Raw genomic sequence first — 18,702 nt, forward strand, 5'->3', positions numbered from 1 at the left:
CGCCCGCCCAGCCCGTGCTCCTCCATGCGGGCCCGGGCAATCACGGCGCTCTCCGCGTCCACGTCGAAGCCGACGACCTCGCCCGCGGCGCCGGCCAGCGCCACCGTGCTCGCGCCCGTGCCGCAGCCGAAGTCGAGCACGCGCAAATCCCGCAGGGAACCACAGTGGTGCTCCAGCTCGCGCACCAGCCGTGTCTTGTGCTCGTGGAGGCGGCTGTCCGGGCCCCCCAGGTGCGCGTTGAGGTACGCGTTGTAGTGGGGCCACCCCTCCTTGCCGCGGTGCAGCTGGACGACGTGTTCACGGAAGGCGGGCGAGTACTCGAAGGTATCCGGGGTCGGCATGGCTCTCAGGCGTGGGGCATGGAAGTGGGAAGGACCGCCGCGGAGGCCGCGGGCCGCGAGGAGGGCACGGCCTTGAGCAGCGCGAAGGCCACGAGCACGAACAGGATCGAGAGGTTCGTCTCCTTCAGCTCGGTGACGCACTGGACGAAGTCGAAGCGCCCCGTGTAGCCCTTCTCGAACAGCGCGGGCACGGCCTTCGACGCCACCTGGTTCACGATGAAGGGCACCGCGAGCACCAGCGGAGGAATCGGCACCAGTCGCTCCAGGCGCGCCGCCAGGGAGGGCGCCGCCCGCGCGGCGAGCGGCAACACCAGCACGAAGCCGAAGGTGAAGAGGTTGAAGAGGCGGCCCGCGTCGAGCCAGCCCTTCATGAAGGCGAGGTTGTGCAGGTTCGTCTCCTGCTGCACGTTGACCTGCGCGAGCGCCTCGGGCGTCCCCCAGCCGAAGAGCCGCTGGCCCCAGCTGATCTCCTCCCCAGCGCCCAGGAAGAACAGGAGCCCGAGCGCGACGAACGCCGGTGCCCGCATGCGCCATTCCGGCGAGCGCCACGCACGCACGGCCGCGAAGAGGAACACCGCCGCCGTGACTCCAAGCCCGAGCGCCCCCGCCATCTCCACCGGGCCGTCCTCGATGACGAGCCGGTCCACCGTTACCCCCTCCAGAGCCAGGAGGAGATAGGAGAGGACCACGACCCCCGACACGACCGCCAACCGAGCTTTCATATCGTGTGTCTTTCCCCTGCTATGCCGCCTGGACATCCACCGGGCCCGGCAGTTCGGGCACGCCGGCCAGCCGGCTGAAGAGCGAGTCGTGCGCGGCGATCATGCGCTCGAGGGACAGCGTCTCCTCGACGAAGCGGCGGCCCGCCTGCCCCATGCGCCGCGCCCGCTCGGGCGCGCTCAGCACCCGCACCAGCGCTTCGGCGAGGGCGGCGGGCGCCAGCGGCGGCACCACGAATCCGCGCTCACCGTGGGCCACCAGCTCGGCGTTGCCGCCGGCGTCCGTCACCACCATGGGCAGCCGCGCCGCCATGCCCTCCATGACGGCGTTGGACAGCCCCTCGTGGCGCGAGCAGAGGACGCCCACCGTGGCGCGCGACAGCACCGCGGGCACGTCCGTGCGGTGTCCCAGGAAGTGCACCGCCCCGGTGAGGCCGAGCGCGCGCGCCCGCTCCTCCAGGAAGGGCCGCCGCGGGCCATCGCCAATGAGGAAGGCCTGGGCCGTGGGAACCTGCCGCCGCGCCTGGGCGAGCGCCTCCAGGAAGTCCTCCTGGCGCTTCACCTCGTGGGAGGTGTTGGCCACCAGGGTGATGAGGGGCGCGCCCTCGGGAAGCTCGGGCAGCGGGGCCGCGGGGCCAGCCGCGAGGCGTTCATCGAAGCGGCGAAGATCCAACCCGTTGTAGATGACGCTGACCTTGCGCGCGGACACGCGCTCCGTGTCGACGACCAGCCGGCGCACCGCCTCGGCGTTGGCGATGACGTGGGAGGCCGCGTGCGTCGCGGCGGCCAGCATCGCGTGGCGGGCGCGGCCGTGCCAGTGCACCAGGTCCAGCCGGCCCACCACCACCGGCACCCGGGCCAGCCGGCACGCGGGGACGGCGAGCAGCGTCGTATAGAAGTCGTGCGCGTGGACGACGTCCACCCGGTTCTCACGGAGCCAGCTCGCGAGCCGCCCCACCTGACGCGCCGTGTGTGGGCGCATGAAGGAGCTCGACAGCGGGAAGACGTGGGGCTCCAGCCCCATGGCCCGCACGTCCTTCAGGAGCGGACCGCTCGCCTCCAGCGCCAGGACACTCAGGTCGTAGCGCTCCCTGGGGAGCCCGCGCAGCAGCTCCACGAACTGAACCTCTCCACCGCCCAGGTGGAACGTATTGGTGAACTGCACCAGCCGGATCCGTCGCGACATGCCCGTGACACGTGCAAGGAGGACACCAGACGTTCCGGGCGCCGAGGCGTGGCACATCGGGACATTGCAGTGTTCGCTCGAAACCAGCCGCGCGGCAGGGGTGAAGAGATTTCAGCCCAGGGGCGCATTGCAGGCCGGAATGTTCATGCGCACGTTCGGCCGACCCTGGCGTCGAGGTGGCCTTCTTGTCCGTGCGCGTTGCGATGGTGACCGCGTTGTTCCCGCCCTCTGTCGGCGGCATCCAGACCCACACGCTGCGGCTGAGCCAGAAGCTGGCGGCCCGCGGCGCGAAGGTCGCGGTGCTCACGCGTCACCACGCCGGACTCCCCGCCCGGGAGTGGCTCGACGGCGTGGAGGTGCTCCGGCTCGGACAGGGGGATGCGCCGCGCGCGCTGGCCACCGGCACGTACCTGTCCGGGTGCCTCGCGGAGCTGGCGCGCCGCCGCGCCTCGCTGGACGTGGTGCATGCGCACCAGCTCCTGTCACCCACCTCGGTGGGCCTCGCGGCGCGGGCGCTCCTCGGCCTGCCGCTCATCGTCAACCCGCACGCGTGTGGCGCCATCGGTGACGTGGCCCAGACGGGCCGCCTGCGGCTCGAAGCGACCCGCCGGCTCGCGTCGGGCTTCGTCTGCATCTCGTCCCCCATCCGCCAGGAACTGGAGGAGGCGGGGGTGGCGCCGGAGCGGTTGTGGTCCGTCCCCAATGGCGTGGACCTCGAGACGTTCCGTCCCGCGACGCCCGAGGAGCGGGCCTCGCTGCGGGCCTCGCTGGGCCTGGCACCGGAGGGCCCGCTGGTGGTCTACGCCGGCCGGCTGGCCCCGGAGAAGGGCCCGGACGTGTTGCTCTCCGCGTGGGCCCGCGTGCACCGCGCGGTGCCTTCGGCCCGGCTGGCCATCCTCGGAGATGGAGCCCTCCTCGGCGCGCTGCGCGAGGCCGCGGCGCGCGAGGGGCTCGGCGCGTCCGTGCTCTTCACAGGCCCCGTGCGGGACGTGCCCGCGTGGCTGCGCGCCGCGGACGTCTTCGCCCTCCCCTCCCGGACGGAGGGGCTGCCGGTGGCGCTGCTGGAGGGCATGGCGGCGGGGCTCGTCTGTGTGGCCACCCGCGTGGGTGGCACCCCCGAGGTGTTGGAGAACGGCCGGCATGGCCGCCTCGTCGCGCCGGAGCGCCCGGAGGCGCTCGCGGAGGGGCTCGTCGAGGCGCTCACCCGCCCCGAGGCCCGGGCGTGGGGCACGGCCGCGCGTGAGCGGGTGGAGGCCCGCTACTCGCTGGATGCGGTGGCGGACCGCACCCTTGAACTCTACGAGCAGGTGATGCGCCGGGCTGGCGCGCGTGCTCAGACAGGACAGGTGAGGTGGGGATGAAGAACAGCGTCATCGGGCGCTACCGGCGGGTAGCGTATCTGGTCTCGTGGTTTCCCACGGTGACCGAGACCTTCATCCTCAACGAGCTGCGGGAGCTCGAGCGGCTCGGCATGCGCATCGACGTCTTTCCGCTGCTCGGACGCCACGGGTACGTGAATCACCCGGGGACGGAGTCCCTCGTGGCCCGCGCGCACTACCGGCGCCTGTTCGCCTGGGCCACGTTCGCGGCGCAGGTGTACTGGCTGCTGCGCGCGCCCGGGGCCTACCTCGCCGCGTGGTGGATGGCCCTCTGGGGCAACCTGCGCTCACCGGGCTTCCTCGCGCGCGCCTTCTTCGTGGTTCCCAAGGCCGCCCTCTTCGCGCGGGAGATGCAGGCGCGAGGCGTGGAGCACGTGCACGCGCACTGGGCCACGCACCCCGCCCTGGCGGCCATGGTCATCCAGCGCCTCACGGGGCTGACGTACAGCTTCACCTGCCACGCGCACGACATCTACGTCGACCGCACCATGCTCCGCGAGAAGCTGGAGGCGGCGACCTTCGTGGTCACCATCTCGGAGTTCAACCGGCAGCTGCTGGGCCGGCTGTACGGCGACGCGGTGCGGGAGAAGGTGGCCGTGGTGCGCTGCGGAACGGACCCGCGGATGTTCCGCCCCCGCGCGCGGCGGACGAAGCTCGCGGCGGTGCCGCGCCTCGTGTGCGTCGCGAGCCTCCGGCCCTACAAGGGGCACCCGTTCCTGCTGGAGGCCTGCCGGAAGCTGAAGGAGCGCGGGCGCACCTTCCGCCTCATGCTGGTGGGTGACGGGGTCGAGCGCCCACGGCTGGAGAAGCTGATCGCCGAGGCGGGCCTGTCCGAGGAGGTGAAGCTGTTGGGCAGCCGGCCGCACAACGAGGTGGCGGCGCTGGTGGCCCAGGCGGACGTCGTCGTCCAGCCGAGCATCGTGGCGTCGACGGGGCAGATGGAGGGCATCCCCGTGTCGCTCATGGAGGCGCTCGCCAGCGAGGCGCCTGTCGTGGCCACGCGCATCTCGGCCATTCCCGAGCTCATCGAGCACGAGCGCACGGGGCTGCTCGTCCCGGAGCAGGACGCGGGCGCGCTCGCGGACGCCATCGAGCGGCTGATGATGGACCGGGAGCTGGCCACGCGGCTGGGACGCGAGGGGCGCCGCCATGTGCTCGCGCACTACAGCCTGCGGGGCAACGTGCGCAGCCTCTCCGAACTCTTCCTCGAGCTGCGGGTGCCGGGGCCGCTGGACAGCCCCAGGAAGCTGCTCGCCGCGGCGCGCGAGGTCGTCGCTTCGTCCCCACGTGCCGTGCCCACCCACCAGGAGCCACGCGAACCGGCGGGCGTGGGCAAACGGGCGCGGCGCGGCGACACGCGGACAGCTCCGCGAAACTGAACTCGGGCGGCGAGGAGAGTCCTCCGCCCGCGTTCCCGCTCGGCGAGGGCCGAGTGATACGCCTAGTAGTGGTTCGTCCCCGCCCCGAGCCGCGTGGCCGGGGACGAGGCCGCCGTACCCGAGGACGGGGCCGGCGCGACCGCCAGGCCTCCCGCGGATGCGCCGAACAGGGCCCGGATGTTGTCACCGAAGAGCGTGAGCGTGAGCAGGCCGATCACCACGAGCAGCGAGAGCACGGCCGTCACCGTCACGGCCGTCCCGAGCAGCGTGACCGCCTCCGCGCGCTGCTGGCGCCACACACGCCGGCAGTCTCCCGTGACCACCGTCCCGTCGAACCGACGGTAGAGCCGGGCACAGACACGCCCTCCAGGCTGGAGCAGCGCCTCCACCTCGGCCATGCTCATCTCGCTCACGTTGTAGACATTGAGCCGGCAGGCGCCGCAGTGCCGGACGCGAGCATCCCCCTTCATCTCCTCCCAGCGCATCTCGCAGGGAGTCGCAATCGTGAGCCGCTCGGCCAGGGTGCGTGGGTCCATGGCGGACGACAGTACCGGCCTCGTGCGCCTCCGCGCATCGGTCATTCATCCGAAGGACGGATGACCGACCCCCGCTGACCAGGCGACGAAGACCCGGCACCCGAGGGCCTGGATCTTCCTGGTGACGCTGTTCGTCTGACCTTTCGAAAGAGAGGCCCGACGAATGAACCCCATGCCCGGCGCAATCCTCACCTTCGATGACGGCCCCCTCGACGACAGGGGCCAGGATGTCGCCCTGAAGGTCACCCTGGACATCCTGGACGCCCATCGCATCCAGGGCGTCTTCTACGTATTGGGCGAAGAGGCCCAGAAGCAGCCGGCGCTCGTCAGGCACATCGTCGAGCGCGGCCACATCCTCCAGAGCCACGCCTGGAGCCACGTGGCGCTTCCCAAGCTTCCCGAGGCGCAGCTCCGCCAGGCGCTCCAGCGCACGCAGGACGTCATCTTCGGGGCCGCGGGCGTGCGCCCCAACCGGCTGCGGCCCCCGTACGGTGCCGGCTGGGTGGGCCCCAAGTGCCCCGTGCTGCAAAAGGTCGCGGAGGAGCTGGGCTTGCGGCTCACCGGGTGGGACGTGGACACCAATGACTGGAAGTCCCCACGGGGCCTCGCCCAACTGGGAAAGTGCTACCCGGCCCGCGAGCGCTGGAAGGGGCTCTACGCCAGGCAGGGCCGGCCGGTGGACATGCTCATGCACGTGAATCAGGCCACGGCCAGGGACTTGAATGACTTCATCCTCGGCCTGCGGGCGGAGGGCTGGGAGTTCCGGACGTATGGAGATGCGCCCCAGCGTCCGCCCGTGGCGGTCGCCTGAGGGACGCGGCGCCGGTCTTCAGGTCTCCGGTGGGGACCGCCGCTTCGCGCGAGGGCGGATGGGCGCGAGCACGAAGGCGAGGCTCATCAGGCGCTCACGGCCGGGCGCCCTCGGCTGGCTGGTGAGCTCGCAGAGCCGCTCGATGAGCCTGTTGACCTCCTCCACGTCGCCGGGACTCAGCCAGCCCTTGTTGCGTGCCGTCCAGAGCTCTCGTCGCGGCCCTTGGACGACCACGTCGTCCAGCCGCAGGGCCGCTTCGAAGTCGCGGGTGGCGATCCCAAGCAGGCTCCGGGCGAACCGTCCCAGGGCCGCGAGGTTTCCGGACCGCCCGGTGCGGTAGGCCAGCCGGAGGGGCGCTTCACCGGAGCCGGCGAGCCGGTACCGCTGCTCCCCTCCTCCAGCGGACTCCACCTCACGGACCAGCCCTCCGCGGTGGAGCACCCGCAGGTGGTAGTAGAGCCCGTCCGCCGGACGCCCGAGCTGCTCCGCCAGGTCGGCGACGCTCGCCTCGCCGCCGAGCGCGGCCAGGGTGTCCACGAGCTCCTGCCGCACCGGGGAAGACAGCAGGCGGATCTGCGCCGCGTCGCCGATGGCGCGACGGTCGAACGTCCTGGGCATGTGAGGGTCCTTCCAAATCTCGTGTTGAAAATCCGGGCCATTCTTTCAACATGCGGACCGCCGGTGCAAGCCGCGCCGGCAGCCTTGGAGTCTCCATGTCCAGCTCGCCCGTCCTCCGGGCCGTCCGCGGCGGCGTCCTCGCGGCCTGCGCCGCCGTCCTCGCGTCCTGTGCCTCCGTGCCCGTGGCTCCCACCCCCTCGGAGCGGCTGTCTCCCGAGGCGCTCCGCGCGGATCTGCGCTTCGTGGTGGAGACGCTCGAGGCCCGCCATCCGGACCTCTCGTACTCCGTGGACCGTGGAGAGCTCGACCGCGTCGTGGCCGAGGTGGAGCGCTCGCTCGACCACCCCATGACGCGCGATGAGGCCTGGGCGGCGCTGGCCCGGCTGAATCCGGCCTTCGCGGACGCACACGTGCTGATCGGCTTCCAGGACTGGCGGCGGGACAGCCGCGCGCACCTGGCGCGGGGTGGGGGCTTCTTCCCCTTCGAGGTGTCGCTGCGGGAGGACGGCACGCCGACCCTTCTGACAGCGCTCGGTGGCGGCCCCACGCCCTACGCCGGACGGCGCCTCGCGCGCATCAACGGCAGGGATGCGCGCGAGCTGACACGGGAGCTGCTGGCCCGCATGCACGGCGACACCCCGAAGTTCCGCGCGGCGCTGCTCTCACGGCGCTGGTGGCTCTACACCTGGAAGCTCCACGGCGCGCCCGCGCACTTCGAGCTGGCGCTGGATGGCGGCGAGGTGGTGCGCGTGCCCGCGAGCCGGGTGCTTCCCTCGCTCCTCCAGCAGGAAGATGACTTCGAGAGCCTCTACCGGTTGGAGCTGCTCGACGGGGGCAACGCCCTGCTCACCCTGGGCTCGTTCTCCTCGTCCGACAAGGCGCGCTACTTCGACTTCTGCCGGGAGGCCTTCGACCAGATGAAGCGCGCGGGAACACGGCGGCTCATCATCGACCTTCGCGACAATGGCGGAGGGGACGACGACATGTGGAAGGAAGGCATCCTGCGCTACGTGGCCCGCCGCCCCTACCGGGCCGGGTCGAGCTACCTCAAGCGGGTGCAGGAATCCTCCGTCAAGCCGGGGGAGACGGCCGGCCAGGTGGTGGCCGGCGAAATCTCCAGCCTCGAGGAGCCGCGACTGGACGAACCGCTGCGCTTCGAGGGCGAGGTGTGGCTGCTCATCGGCCCGCTCACCTACTCATCCGCGGTCCTCTTCAGCAACGTGGTTCAGGATTACGGCTTCGGTCACCTGGCCGGTGTGGGCGGCGCGGTGCGAGTCCGTCAATCCGGTGGCGTGCAGAGCACCGTGCTGCCCCATACGGGGCTGACGCTGTCCTTTCCGAGGTTCGTGCTCGACCGCCCCTCGGGCGCGAGGGAGCCGGCGCTGCTGCAGCCGCGCGAGGTCATCGACCTGGATCCGCTGCGGCCCCGCGCGGCCATCGAGGCCCTGCTGTCGCGAACGGCGAACCGGCCGGCTCCCTGAAGAGCGCACGCAAAGGAGGCGACTTCCGCCGGGCCACCGGCCGTTGACCTCGGGGCCGCCGCCACGGAGTCTTCGTCCATGTCCCCTCCCCGTCTGGTGGCCCTGCTCGCCCTCCTCCTGACCTGGGCCCCCGCCGCTTCCGCCGCCGGCAAGGCGTCCCGGCCTCGTGCGCCACTGCCATCATCGAAGAGGCCCGCGCGGCTGGCCGCGGGCCACTCCCAATCCTGCGCCATCTTCATGGGCGGCGACCTGCTCTGCTGGGGCGAGAACTCGCACGGGCAACTGGGAACGGGGGACACCCGCTACCGTGGACAGACGCCGGATACGCTGCTCGGACCACCGGTGGAGCTGGGAACGGAACGGCGTCCCATCCAGGTCGCCGTCGGCGCGGGCTATACCTGCGCGCTCCTCGAGCACGGCGCGGTGAAGTGCTGGGGCGTGAACACCTCGGGACAGCTCGGCACCGGAGACACATGCGGACGGGCCCATGCCGAGGATCTCGGCACGGAGATACCCGGGGTCGACCTGGGCTCCGGGCGCACCGCCAGGTTCATCGTCGCGGGCAGCCAACACACCTGCGCGCTGCTCGACACGGGCGCGGTGAAGTGCTGGGGCGGCAATCCCTCCGGACAGCTTGGGCTCGGGGACATGCGGGCTCGTGGGGGAACTCCCGGAGACCTGGGCGAGCACCTGCCCTCCGTCTCGCTGGGAACCGGCCGCACGGCGGTCCTCCTCGCCGCGGGCCACGAGCACACCTGCGCCGTGCTCGACACGGGCGCGGTGAAGTGCTGGGGCGCCAACGACTATGGACAGTTGGGCCTGGGCGCCCTCGGGAACCGTGGGGACGAGCCCGGCGAGCTGGGCGATGCGCTCCCCGCCGTGGACCTGGGCAAGGGCCGCACCGCCGTCGCCCTCGCGGCCGGAAACCGGCACACCTGCGCCGTGCTCGACACGGGCGCGGTGAAGTGCTGGGGCGACCACCGCTCGGGCCAACTGGGCGCCGCCACGGTGGAAGGCACCCGGGACCGTGGAAGACGACCCGGTGAGCTGGGCGAGCACATGCCCGCCGTCGCGCTGGGAAAGGGCCGCACCGCCGTCGCCCTGGCGGCGGGGACCTGGCACACGTGTGCCCTGCTCGACCGGGGCACGGTGAAGTGCTGGGGACAGAATGGCTATGGACAGCTCGGCCTCGGAGACAAGGACACGCGCGGGGATGAGCCCGGCGAGCTGGGCGATGCGCTCCCCGAGGTGGACCTGGGCCGGAAGCGCACCGCCGTCGCCCTGGCGGCCGGGGCCTGGCACACGTGCGCCCTGCTCGACAACGCCACGGTGAAGTGCTGGGGCGCCAACGGCAGCGGCCAGCTCGGCGTGGGCGACACGAAGGCCCGTGGCGACCAACCCGGAGAGCTCGGTGACAAGGAGCGTGTCGACCTGAGCCAGAAGTGGGTGCGTGAGGTTCAGGCGGTCGAGGACCAGGCACCTCCGCGCAAGCGGGACTGCCCGCCTCCGGGCCCCTGACACGACCTCGGCAGCCACCTTTTCCTACCTCTCCGCCCTACCCGCGAAGTGGCGCCTATTGTACTTTTCTCGATTTATTGGATTTCGGGAAACAAATGGATTAGAAGGTCTGCAGTCCACCCCGAGCAGGCACCCTGGGGAGGACCCGTCAACCCAGAGGGAGAGCACACGCATGTTGAAGAAAGCGGCAGTCCTCGTGGCGAGCTGTGGTGCGATGCTGGTCGGCTGCGGAACCGAAGCGCAGAGCGAGAACGACCAGATCATCTCCAACCTGATCGAGGCCGGGTTCCCTGCCGACGACATCATGGTCGTCGACGGTGCCGTGTACGTGGGACGCGACGCGCACGTGACGCGCGAGGCGTCCGAGGAGATGCTCCAGGCCGACCCGCGGACGGCGGAGCAGTACCGGACGACCAACCTCGTCAGCACCAGCGTGACGAAGATCTGCGTCGTCCCCACCTCGCAGTTCAACAGCTACAGCCGCCTCAGCGAGGGGCTCGACCTGGCCATCGAGAACTACAACAGCCAGGGGCTGTCCTTCACCATGGTGCGGGGCTCGGCCAGCGACTGCAGCGCGACCATCTCCGCGAGGACCACGAGCGGCGTCGGCGGCTCCGCGGGCTTCCCCAAGGGCGGCAAGCCCTACGGCACCATCAACATCGGCGTCGGGCTCCAGAGCTACAGCGTTGACGTGAACGAGCACGTCATCACCCACGAGCTGGGCCACACCATCGGCTTCCGGCACTCGGACTACTACGACCGGTCCATCAGCTGCGGCGGCTCCGCCGCCAACGAGGGCGCCTCCAACGTGGGCGCCATCCACATCCCCGGGACGCCGACCACGGCCACGCGGGGCGGCTCGGTCATGAACTCCTGCTTCAGCTCGAGCGAGAGCGGCGAGTGGAGCAGCTCCGACCGCACCGCGCTGAGCTACCTCTACTGAGAGTCAGACGCTGGAGCCCGCGGGACCTCCCGCGGGCCCGGTGACATGAACCCGAGCGGACCTGTGGCCCCGCGCTCCCACATCGATGGGAGCACGGGGCCACAGTCGTTTGTGTCCACACGCTCCTCAAAATTGGTTGCGCACAATTAGATTTGACACAATATTGATTCACCATGTCGAGCCCCGCCAGCCCGGCCCCTGCCGTGGCACGTTCCAGTCTCCCGAAGACCCTTGCACGCATCTGGCTGGGAGCCTCCCTGCTCCTCGCGGGGGCGGGCCACCTCTCGTGGGCCCGCACCGAGTTCCAGGCCCAGGTCCCGCCGTGGGTTCCCCTCGATGCGGACTTCGTCGTCCTCGCCTCGGGCGTGGTCGAGCTCGTGCTCGGCGCGGCGCTCCTCTTCGCGCGCCGTCACCGCGTGCAAGTCGGTTGGGTGGTGGCCGCGTTCTTCGTCGCCGTCTTCCCGGGCAACATCTCGCAGTACGTCAACGGCATCAGCGCGTTCGGTCTCGATACGGACAGGGCGCGGTTCATCCGGCTCTTCTTCCAGCCCGTCCTCGTCGCCTGTGCCCTCTGGTCGACGGGCGCGTGGGCGGCCTATCGCGCGTCGAAGCGCTCGAAGTGACGAAGGAGACTCGCTCGTCGCCGGTGGCGTGGGGCTGGCTTTGGTGGGAGCCTCACGGGCATGGGTTACGCCGAGGGACATGTTGGCTTCGAAGGGCCGGTGCCCTCCATCGAGCTCGTCCGGGACAGGCTGGCCGAGCGACTGGCGAGTCCCGTCGACATCATCGAGACGCCCCCGGGCTTCTGGGTCTGGGCGATGACGTTCGATGGGCTCACGAGGAGGTTCTCGATCTTCCGCTGCGAACAAGCGCTCGAGACCTGGCCTGAAAGTGATTCGCCCGCGAACAGGTTGCTCCTTCGGATCCTGACCGAGTTCGGAGGCGTGCTGGGACTCGTCAATTCACCCGCACCCTGGGAGGCGAGGTTCCGCTTCCACTTCGCGGGAGCATTGCCGACACCCGAGCAGATCGAGGCACGCCTCAGTCGGGCCACGGGCACTCCTTCCCCCACCCCGCCCCATGAGTTTCCCATCACCCATGAACTGTGGGCGCCGATGCTGCACCCCAAGGTGGAATACTCCGTCACGCTCTGGCCCGAGCCCCATGGGATTCGCCTGGTGATGGTGGGTGGCGGAATCACCCTCCTGCGCGAGGCAACCGCCGTGCTGGTGTCGCTCGGAGGACGGAGGCTCGACGACGACGAGGTCCAGAACGGGGCGTCGCGCCGTTAGGAGGCCGTACCGCTCATCGAAGCCTTGTGGCAGCGGCACGACACGTGCTGGAGGTGGCTCCCTACCTCGTCGCCCTGCCTACAGCCTGGGGCCCGAAGACGCGCTGCTCGAGCAGCAGCACAGGGACGGGTGACGGGTCGTCCCGCCCGAGCTGGCTCAGCCCTGAGGGCCTCGCGGCACGGGCGAGGTGAGGAACCACCCGTCCAGCACGCCATAGGCGTAGAGCGCCGCGAAGGCGTAGGCCCCCACGAGGTAGGAGATGTTGAGCCCTCGGGCCAGCCGCGCGTCTTCGGCGCTGTACTTCCCGTCGGGGCCGCGCATCGCCAGCGCCGTGCCCAGCGAGGCGGCGGACACCACGAAGGCCGTGCCCTGCGTCACCGCCAGCGCGGTGCCCATCGTGTCCTGGCCGTGCACCAGGTGGCCCACGCCGAAGGGCACCAGGTACCAGCCCCGCGAGGGCGGCCGCGGGGTGTAGAGCGCCCGGTCCGCGGTGGAGGGCCGGGCCGTCGTGGCGGGCGGAGGCAGGAGCGCGGGCGGACGGTGTCGCGAGGCCGACAGGTCGGCGATGCGCTGGCGGTGCAGGACGCGCACCCGCTCGACGAAGGCGATGAAGTCGGGTGGGTACAGCAGCGGGTCCAGCTTCGCGTCGGGCGCCGCCGCGAGCCCTTGCACCACCTCGCGCTCGGCGCCCTTCACGTCTTCCTGGGCGTGGTAGGTGGCCGCCAGCAGCAGGCGGGCCTCCGCCTCCTCGGCGGGGTCCTTCAGCTGGAGCGGTTGGAGCAGCGCTTCCAGCCCGGCCCGCGCCCGGGGCAGGTCTCCGGACTGGTAGGCCTCGCGGGCGGGCTCCAGCGCGGAGGACGCGGAGAGCACCAGGGCCAGGAGGAGTCCCGTCACCACGCCCTCCCCAGTACCACCTCCGAGCGCGTGCCCGCGACCACGTCGATGTCCTCGCGCAGCACGTCGCCACTGGGAACGCGAGCCGAGATGACATGGCCACCATGGGTGAGCTTCACGGGACCTCGCAGGGGCGCCACGCCCACCTCCATTCCGTCGATGAACACGCGGGCGCCTGGAGGCGCGATGAGCGTCACCTCCGCCTTGCGCACCGGCAGGGAGATTTCGCGCGACACCGTCTCTCCTGGAGCGACCTGGATGACTTCCTCGACCGTGTCACACAGCGGGTTGTCGAAGCGCAGGCGGTGCGTGCCCGGCGACAGGCGCACCTCGCGCACGCGCGGCGTGTAGCCCCGGCTCTGGCCGTCCACGAAGACCTCGGCCCACGGCCGCGTCACCACCGTCAGCGTGGCGAGGGCCTGTGTCTCGACGGGCGGAGGCTCGGCGGATGCACGGCTCGCGGGGCGCACGGGCTCGGTGGGTGGCGCCTCCACGGGCGCCTGGCTCGCGTGACGCAAGGGCTCGGTGGATGGCCGCTCGGTGGATGCACGGCTCACGGGGGGACGCACGGGCTCGGTGGATGGCCGTTCGGAACGCGGCTCGGCATGCGCTCGGCTCGCGAGGCGCGTGGGCTCGGCCGATTCGCGAGGGCGAGACGCACCGGAGGAAGCCGTGGCTTGCGTGTCAGCACGCCGTGGCTCCCGGGTCGATGGCGCCGTGCGCCTGGGAGGCGAAGCGTGGGAAGTCTGGATGGATGGCCGCTCCGCCGACGTGGAGCCGATCAGGGGTGACGTGGGTTCCTTTGGAGCGCGCGCCATCTCATTGGAACCCACGGGGGACGGTGGTGCGTCCGCCGCGGACTGTGTCGTCGCCGGTGTGTCTGCAGGGGAAGGTGAAACCGCCGGCTCCTTCGCGGCGGCATGGCCCTGGGCGGGCGTGGGAGCCTCCGGAGACCGCTCCTTCCACGCGGTCCATCCCCACACAGTCAGGGCACACACCAGTCCCGCCGTCACCGCGCCTCCCGCGAGCACCCTGCCCCGCCCACCTCCGGGACGTGCCCGCAGGAGCGCCATGACCTCGGGGGCCTCCGGCCGGAGCGTCAGCGCTTCGTTGAGGAGCCTCGCCGCCCGAGCCCCTTCTCCCGCCGCCAGCATCGCGCGGCCCTCGCTCAGCAACCGGTGGAAACGGGCCTCACGCCAGCGCGCGGCGAAGTCCTCTGGCGCCTGGAAGAAGCTCCGCGAGGACTCGGCGGGCGGACCCACGAGCTGCCCCACCACCGTCTCCAGGCACGCGGCCAGCTCCGCCCCCTGCGCGGGCCGGCCACGCGAGTCGCGAGCGAGGCACCGGTCCACCAGCGCGGCGAGCGGCCCGGGCGTGCCCGGCGCGGCCTCGGCGAGCGGCGGCGCGTCCCGCGTCATCACCGAGACCGCCAGGTGCGCACTCCCCTTCCCCGCATGAGGCGTCGTGCCCGTGCATAGCTCGAAGAGGATGACTCCCACGGAGTAGACATCCGTCGCCGGGGAGAAGGCGCCGGTGTCGATGCGCTCGGGCGCCATGTACGGCAGCGAGCCCGTAATCGCGCCGGTGCTCGTCAGCCGCTCCTGGTCGGCCAGCGCGGCGATGCCGAAGTCCGCCAGCTTCAGGGGCCCGCCCTTCGACACCAGCACGTTCTCCGGCTTCACGTCGCGGTGCACCACGCCTCGCGAGTGCGCCGCCTCCAGCGCCCGGGCCAGCTCCCAGCCCAGGACCGCCGCCATTTCCGGCGGCACGGGAGCGAGCCTCCGCGCCAGCTCGCGCAGGCTCTCGCCCTGGACCCACTCACACACGAGGAACGGACCGCGCACCGCGTCCTCGCCGAAGTCATGGACCTCCAGCACATTGGGGTGTTTGAGCGAGGCCACCAGCTCGGCTTCCCGGTGGAAGCGCTCGGCCTGGCGCCCATCCTCGCCCGGGTGCATCACCTTCACCGCCACCCGGCGCGCCAGCCGGAGGTCCCTGGCCAGGAAGACCGTGGCCATGCCTCCTCGCCCCAGTTCCTGCTCCAACTGGTAGCGGCCGGCCAGCAATTCATCCTTCATCGCGAGCGCAGTCTAGAGAGCCCATACGGGAGGAGCAATCGCGGGGGCCCTCAGGACAGGCGGCAGACGCGAAGGCTGCTCCCTGGTACCGGCTGACAGCTCCCCGCGGCGCCGTCGGGACACTCTTCGTCGGACTTGCAGGGCTGGTGGCAGCGCTTCGTGCCGCCCGCGTCCACGCAGAAACCGCAGCGGGTGCAGTCCATGGAGGAGTCACAGTGGTCGCCCAGGGTCTCCGGAGGCTCCTGGGTGCACTCCTCCACACACAGAGACTCCGGGCCGCACCGGTAGCCCAGCGGGCAGCCGCGCGAGCACGCCAGCTCGCAGCGGCCGTTCTTGCAGTTGGAGAACCCGGGGCACGATGACAGGCCGGCGCACGGCTCCGTAATCCGGGCCCCTGGCTCACAGCGGTCATAGATGTCGCGACAGCGCTGCCCGTCCGGACACTCCGAGTCGCGGACACACGGCGTGGCGCAGTCGTCGTCCTCGCACCCCGCGTCAGGGACTTCCTCGGACCGGACCTGGATGTCGAGCGGACACCCCAGCAGCGTGAGGAGGCCGAGCAGTGCGAGGAACCCTGAGGCGGACGGGCGCATGGGTCCGCAGGAGTACTCCAAGGCGCGGCGGGAAGGACAGCCCCGGCGCGGCTGGAGCCCGCGGACCTCAGTCCTCCTCGCCCAGGTAGCGGAACACCGAACGCAGCCCGATGCCGAGCGCCCGTGCCGCGTCCTTCTTGCTCCCCCCGCTGCGGGCGATGGCCTCGCGCACGTAGCGCTGGACGAAGGCATCGCGCGCCTCGTCCAGCGGCACGAGGGGCGCCCCGTCCGATTCCAGCTCGAGGTCCTCGAAGCCGATGAGCTCCCCCGAGGCGAGGATGGCCGCGCGACGCACCCGGGAGACCAGCTCCCGCACGTTGCCTGGAAAGGGATGGCCGCGCAGGGCCTCGGTGGCCTTCTGGGTGAAGCCCCGGGCGCGCCGGCCCTCCTGCTTCAGCACGTGGTGGGCGATGAGCAGCACGTCGTCGCCCCGCTCCCGCAGCGGCGGCACGTCCACGCGCACCTCGTCCAACCGGTAGAGCAGGTCCTCCCGGAAGCTTCCCTGGGCGACCCGCTCCTTGAGGGGCTGGTGCGTGGCCGAAATCACGCGCATGTCCACCTTGCGCGGGCGGCTCTCGCCCAGGCGCGTCACCTCGCGCTCCTGGACCACGCGCAACAGCCGGGACTGGAGGGCGAAGGGCATGTCGCCGATTTCGTCCAGGAAGAGCGTGCCGCCGTCCGCCGCCTCCACGAGTCCGGCCCGGTCCGCGCCCGCGCCCGAGAAGGCGCCGCGCGCATGGCCGAACAGCTCCCGCTCGATGAGGGACTCGGGCAGGGCCGCGCAGTTGATGGCCACCAGCCGCCCGCGCCGCCCGCTGCGTCGGTGCAGGGCACGCGCGACCTCCTCCTTGCCGGTGCCCGTCTCGCCCTGGATGAGCACGTGGAGGGAGGTGGGCGCCAGCCGCTCGACCTGCCGGTAGAGCGCTCGCATGGCGTGGGACTCGCCGATGAGCCCCTCGAAGGTGGCGGCGGAGATGCGCTGCGTGAGGTTGTCCACGCGGGCGCGCAACTCGGTCAGCTCTTCCGAGGTGGCGAGCAGCAGCGCGGCCAGTGACGAGAGCGCCATGGCCTCCTCCAGGTGCACGGAGGAGAACGGAGGGCTGCCCACGCGCCGACCCAGGTACACCGCGTGGAGCGGCGCCGCGCCCGCGCGCAGCGGGAGCACCAGCGCGGAGACGAGGCGCAAGGCCACGACGCTGGGCGCTCCGGCCAGCGCCGCGTCCGCGGCCACGTCCTCCACCCGCACCGGAGTGCCCGAGGCGACCACCTGGTCCACGAGGCTGTCCGCCACCGCGGCGTCCGGCACCGGCCCCGTGGCGCAGAGCACCTGGCGCTGGCCTCCTTCCACCGAGACGAGGAAGCCCACGTCCGCGCCCGTCACCTCCGCGAGCCCGCGCATGGTGGCTTCCAGCAACTCCACGGAGGGACGCTGCGCCAGCAACCGCGAGGCGAAGCCCGTCAACACCGCCACGAGCCGGCTGGAGGGAGCCGTCCCGAACGCGGGCTCCGAGGAGGACCGCGCCTCCTGGGCGCCGCCGAGGGTGAGCGTGGCGCGGCCGACGACGAAGACGTCCCCTGGAGTCACGGGGGCTGAGTCCACGCGCTTGCCTCGCACGCGCACGTCACAGCCCTTGCCCGCGGCGGAGATGGTCCACCCCTGCTCATCACGGAAGAGCAAGGCGTGGCTGGCCTTCACCCCCGCGTCCGGGAGGACGATGTCACAGGCGGGGTCCGAGCCGATGGACACCACGGGCTTCTCCAACGGGACGCGGCGGCCATCTGGCAGGGTCAGCAGGAACAGCATGGGTGCGGTCGAGCCTCGGGGTCCGGAGCTCGCTCGGGCTCCGGAACGCCGGAGTATAGGGAGGATGGAGGCATGAGGGCGACTCAGTGTCTGGAGTGGCGGCATTGAAAGTGGTGCGCCTCCCCAGGAGCGCAATCCCTCACTCAACGAGGCCTGGCGGCGCTGGCGCCTGGGCAGCTCGTGGAGCACATCCATGACACGCATGTCCTGGCTGTAACATCGAATGCTACAATGAAACATGGCTCAATGCGTGGCCATACGGTTGTGCTGGAGATGATTTGAGCACAAATGTATGGTGTGCCCCTCACCAGGAGGCAGCATGCACATCAATCACTCATCTTCGTCTTGTCGTTCCTGTGCTTCGCGCGGCTGGCTGTTCGTGGCCATCGCGGCCCTGGCGCTCGTCGTGGCCGCTCCCGGCCGTGCCGAGGCCCAGTGCACGAGCTTGCCGACCAACACCTCGGTATCTCCTGGCTCGGCGTATATGGACACCATCGACGTGTCCGGGCTTGCGTACGGCACGTATTACGTCTCCGCGTCCTTCACTGGCAGCGCCGGCCTCATCAACCTGGCGCTCAGCGCCGCGCCTGGCTTTACCAACAGCTCTGGACAGAAGGGCTTCATCGGCTCGTCGACCACCCTCTATCTGAGCTTCATCATGGCCAGCGGCGCTCTGCCGGGGCGTTACTCGACGGTGTCGCTGCATGTCTACAACACGCTGGGACAGACCGTCTGCAGTTCCAGCTTCGTGGTCTCCGTTCCGGGTGACGCCTGCCCGCTCGACGCCTACTGGGATGGGTCGAACATCGACGCCTGGTTTGACGGCGCCAACTGCTACGTCCACGAGGTCCCGGCGGGTGATGGCACGCCGTTCGTGCACAACAACAGCTATTACGTGTCGACCGGTCCGAACAATGTCTGCGAGGCCGGCTTCTTCGACTCCGCCAACTGCTACCTGGGCTCCGCGCCGAGCGGGAAGACAGGCTTTCTCCATGGAGGCGCTTTCTATTACATCCCCTGACGGCGTGAGGTTCTCGCGAACCTCCTCATGAGAGGGCCGAGGCCGGGGTGGCGTTGACGGAGCGGCAGCAGGCGCGTACCCCGGCCTTTCCTCCCGAGCCGCGCAAGCA

18 protein-coding genes are annotated in these 18,702 nt (G+C 71.0%); 9 read left to right on the plus strand and 9 right to left on the minus strand.

Annotation, left to right across the window (positions count from 1 at the left end; genetic code table 11):
• From HG543_RS01950 to HG543_RS01960, 3 genes are all read right to left on the minus strand, one after another.
• Window positions 1-341, minus strand: a 341-nt coding sequence (locus tag HG543_RS01950) for an SAM-dependent methyltransferase (RefSeq protein WP_169342911.1), incomplete at its 3' end; no start/stop codon positions are given.
• Between the two features lie 5 nt (window positions 342-346).
• The gene (locus HG543_RS01955) at window positions 347-1,063 is read right to left on the minus strand and encodes a hypothetical protein (RefSeq protein ID WP_169342912.1); all 717 of its coding nucleotides are present in this window, start codon (window positions 1,061-1,063) and stop codon (window positions 347-349) included.
• Between the two features lie 19 nt (window positions 1,064-1,082).
• Window positions 1,083-2,246 (minus strand): glycosyltransferase, encoded by a 1,164-nt coding sequence (locus HG543_RS01960; RefSeq protein ID WP_169342913.1) that lies wholly within the window; start codon window positions 2,244-2,246, stop codon window positions 1,083-1,085.
• A 191-nt stretch (window positions 2,247-2,437) separates the two neighbouring features.
• Here HG543_RS01960 and HG543_RS01965 point away from each other — a divergent pair, with 191 nt between their 5' ends.
• Entirely contained in the window at window positions 2,438-3,607 is a 1,170-nt protein-coding gene (locus HG543_RS01965) for a glycosyltransferase family 4 protein (protein ID WP_343073251.1), read from the plus strand.
• The gene (locus HG543_RS01970; protein WP_169342915.1) at window positions 3,604-5,004 is read left to right on the plus strand and encodes a glycosyltransferase family 4 protein; all 1,401 of its coding nucleotides are present in this window, start codon (window positions 3,604-3,606) and stop codon (window positions 5,002-5,004) included. Before HG543_RS01965 ends, HG543_RS01970 begins: the two co-directional genes overlap by 4 nt.
• A 62-nt stretch (window positions 5,005-5,066) precedes the next feature.
• Here the strand turns inward: HG543_RS01970 and HG543_RS01975 are convergent, their stop codons facing one another.
• Window positions 5,067-5,540, minus strand: a complete 474-nt coding sequence (locus HG543_RS01975) for a hypothetical protein (RefSeq protein ID WP_169342916.1) — start codon at window positions 5,538-5,540, stop codon at window positions 5,067-5,069.
• Between the two features lie 172 nt (window positions 5,541-5,712).
• On the opposite strand from HG543_RS01975, the gene HG543_RS01980 reads away from it, so the two are divergent.
• Window positions 5,713-6,351, plus strand: a complete 639-nt coding sequence (locus HG543_RS01980) for a polysaccharide deacetylase family protein (RefSeq protein ID WP_169342917.1) — start codon at window positions 5,713-5,715, stop codon at window positions 6,349-6,351.
• 18 nt (window positions 6,352-6,369) lie between these two features.
• On the opposite strand, the gene HG543_RS01985 is transcribed toward HG543_RS01980, so the two are convergent.
• Window positions 6,370-6,969, minus strand: a complete 600-nt coding sequence (locus tag HG543_RS01985) for a winged helix-turn-helix domain-containing protein (RefSeq protein WP_169342918.1) — start codon at window positions 6,967-6,969, stop codon at window positions 6,370-6,372.
• Between the two features lie 95 nt (window positions 6,970-7,064).
• On the opposite strand from HG543_RS01985, the gene HG543_RS01990 reads away from it, so the two are divergent.
• The 5 genes from HG543_RS01990 (at window position 7,065) to HG543_RS02010 (ending at window position 12,203) form a co-directional block, all read left to right on the plus strand.
• Window positions 7,065-8,450, plus strand: coding sequence for a S41 family peptidase (locus tag HG543_RS01990; protein ID WP_169342919.1), 1,386 nt, complete (start codon window positions 7,065-7,067; stop codon window positions 8,448-8,450).
• A 78-nt stretch (window positions 8,451-8,528) separates the two neighbouring features.
• The gene (locus tag HG543_RS01995; protein WP_169342920.1) at window positions 8,529-9,968 is read left to right on the plus strand and encodes an RCC1 domain-containing protein; all 1,440 of its coding nucleotides are present in this window, start codon (window positions 8,529-8,531) and stop codon (window positions 9,966-9,968) included.
• 172 nt (window positions 9,969-10,140) lie between these two features.
• Complete coding sequence (locus HG543_RS02000; RefSeq protein ID WP_169342921.1) at window positions 10,141-10,911, plus strand: zinc-dependent metalloprotease; 771 nt, start codon at window positions 10,141-10,143, stop codon at window positions 10,909-10,911.
• 203 nt (window positions 10,912-11,114) lie between these two features.
• Window positions 11,115-11,534, plus strand: a complete 420-nt coding sequence (locus HG543_RS02005) for a DoxX family protein (RefSeq protein ID WP_343073248.1) — start codon at window positions 11,115-11,117, stop codon at window positions 11,532-11,534.
• 60 nt (window positions 11,535-11,594) lie between these two features.
• Window positions 11,595-12,203, plus strand: a complete 609-nt coding sequence (locus HG543_RS02010; RefSeq protein ID WP_169342923.1) for a hypothetical protein — start codon at window positions 11,595-11,597, stop codon at window positions 12,201-12,203.
• A gap of 156 nt (window positions 12,204-12,359) precedes the next feature.
• Here HG543_RS02010 and HG543_RS02015 read toward each other — a convergent pair whose 3' ends face one another.
• The 4 genes from HG543_RS02015 to HG543_RS02030 all read right to left on the minus strand — a co-directional run bounded on the left by HG543_RS02015 (window position 12,360) and on the right by HG543_RS02030 (window position 17,572).
• Complete coding sequence (locus tag HG543_RS02015) at window positions 12,360-13,097, minus strand: tetratricopeptide repeat protein (protein ID WP_169342924.1); 738 nt, start codon at window positions 13,095-13,097, stop codon at window positions 12,360-12,362.
• On the minus strand, window positions 13,094-15,175 hold the full coding sequence (locus tag HG543_RS02020) for a serine/threonine-protein kinase (RefSeq protein WP_169342925.1): 2,082 nt from the start codon (window positions 15,173-15,175) through the stop codon (window positions 13,094-13,096). The genes HG543_RS02015 and HG543_RS02020 overlap by 4 nt, the downstream gene beginning before the upstream one ends.
• Window positions 15,176-15,225: 50 nt before the next feature.
• Window positions 15,226-15,768: a latent transforming growth factor beta-binding protein gene (locus tag HG543_RS02025; RefSeq protein WP_169342926.1), complete on the minus strand. Its 543-nt coding sequence runs from the start codon at window positions 15,766-15,768 to the stop codon at window positions 15,226-15,228.
• Window positions 15,769-15,835: 67 nt separating this feature from the next.
• Window positions 15,836-17,572: a sigma 54-interacting transcriptional regulator gene (locus HG543_RS02030; protein ID WP_169342927.1), complete on the minus strand. Its 1,737-nt coding sequence runs from the start codon at window positions 17,570-17,572 to the stop codon at window positions 15,836-15,838.
• A 319-nt stretch (window positions 17,573-17,891) separates the two neighbouring features.
• Here HG543_RS02030 and HG543_RS02035 point away from each other — a divergent pair, with 319 nt between their 5' ends.
• Window positions 17,892-18,593 carry a hypothetical protein gene (locus HG543_RS02035; protein ID WP_169342928.1) on the plus strand — a complete coding sequence of 234 codons (702 nt, stop codon included), beginning with the start codon at window positions 17,892-17,894 and terminating at the stop codon, window positions 18,591-18,593.
• Window positions 18,594-18,702 lie beyond the last annotated feature (109 nt).

The sequence above is a fragment of the Pyxidicoccus fallax genome (assembly GCF_012933655.1).
Lineage (GTDB): Bacteria > Myxococcota > Myxococcia > Myxococcales > Myxococcaceae > Myxococcus > Myxococcus fallax.

What these genes read in the sequence shown, in the direction of transcription:
- HG543_RS01985 (WP_169342918.1), bottom strand. Translation starts at nt 6,969, where the DNA reads ATGCCCAGGACGTTCGACCGTCGCGCCATCGGCGACGCGGCGCAGATC.
- HG543_RS01960 (WP_169342913.1), bottom strand. Translation starts at nt 2,246, where the DNA reads ATGTCGCGACGGATCCGGCTGGTGCAGTTCACCAATACGTTCCACCTG.
- HG543_RS01970 (WP_169342915.1), top strand. Translation starts at nt 3,604, where the DNA reads ATGAAGAACAGCGTCATCGGGCGCTACCGGCGGGTAGCGTATCTGGTC.
- HG543_RS01995 (WP_169342920.1), top strand. Translation starts at nt 8,529, where the DNA reads ATGTCCCCTCCCCGTCTGGTGGCCCTGCTCGCCCTCCTCCTGACCTGG.
- HG543_RS02020 (WP_169342925.1), bottom strand. Translation starts at nt 15,175, where the DNA reads ATGAAGGATGAATTGCTGGCCGGCCGCTACCAGTTGGAGCAGGAACTG.
- HG543_RS02035 (WP_169342928.1), top strand. Translation starts at nt 17,892, where the DNA reads ATGCACATCAATCACTCATCTTCGTCTTGTCGTTCCTGTGCTTCGCGC.
- HG543_RS01955 (WP_169342912.1), bottom strand. Translation starts at nt 1,063, where the DNA reads ATGAAAGCTCGGTTGGCGGTCGTGTCGGGGGTCGTGGTCCTCTCCTAT.
- HG543_RS02010 (WP_169342923.1), top strand. Translation starts at nt 11,595, where the DNA reads ATGGGTTACGCCGAGGGACATGTTGGCTTCGAAGGGCCGGTGCCCTCC.
- HG543_RS01975 (WP_169342916.1), bottom strand. Translation starts at nt 5,540, where the DNA reads ATGGACCCACGCACCCTGGCCGAGCGGCTCACGATTGCGACTCCCTGC.
- HG543_RS01990 (WP_169342919.1), top strand. Translation starts at nt 7,065, where the DNA reads ATGTCCAGCTCGCCCGTCCTCCGGGCCGTCCGCGGCGGCGTCCTCGCG.
- HG543_RS02030 (WP_169342927.1), bottom strand. Translation starts at nt 17,572, where the DNA reads ATGCTGTTCCTGCTGACCCTGCCAGATGGCCGCCGCGTCCCGTTGGAG.
- HG543_RS01980 (WP_169342917.1), top strand. Translation starts at nt 5,713, where the DNA reads ATGCCCGGCGCAATCCTCACCTTCGATGACGGCCCCCTCGACGACAGG.
- HG543_RS02025 (WP_169342926.1), bottom strand. Translation starts at nt 15,768, where the DNA reads ATGCGCCCGTCCGCCTCAGGGTTCCTCGCACTGCTCGGCCTCCTCACG.
- HG543_RS02000 (WP_169342921.1), top strand. Translation starts at nt 10,141, where the DNA reads ATGTTGAAGAAAGCGGCAGTCCTCGTGGCGAGCTGTGGTGCGATGCTG.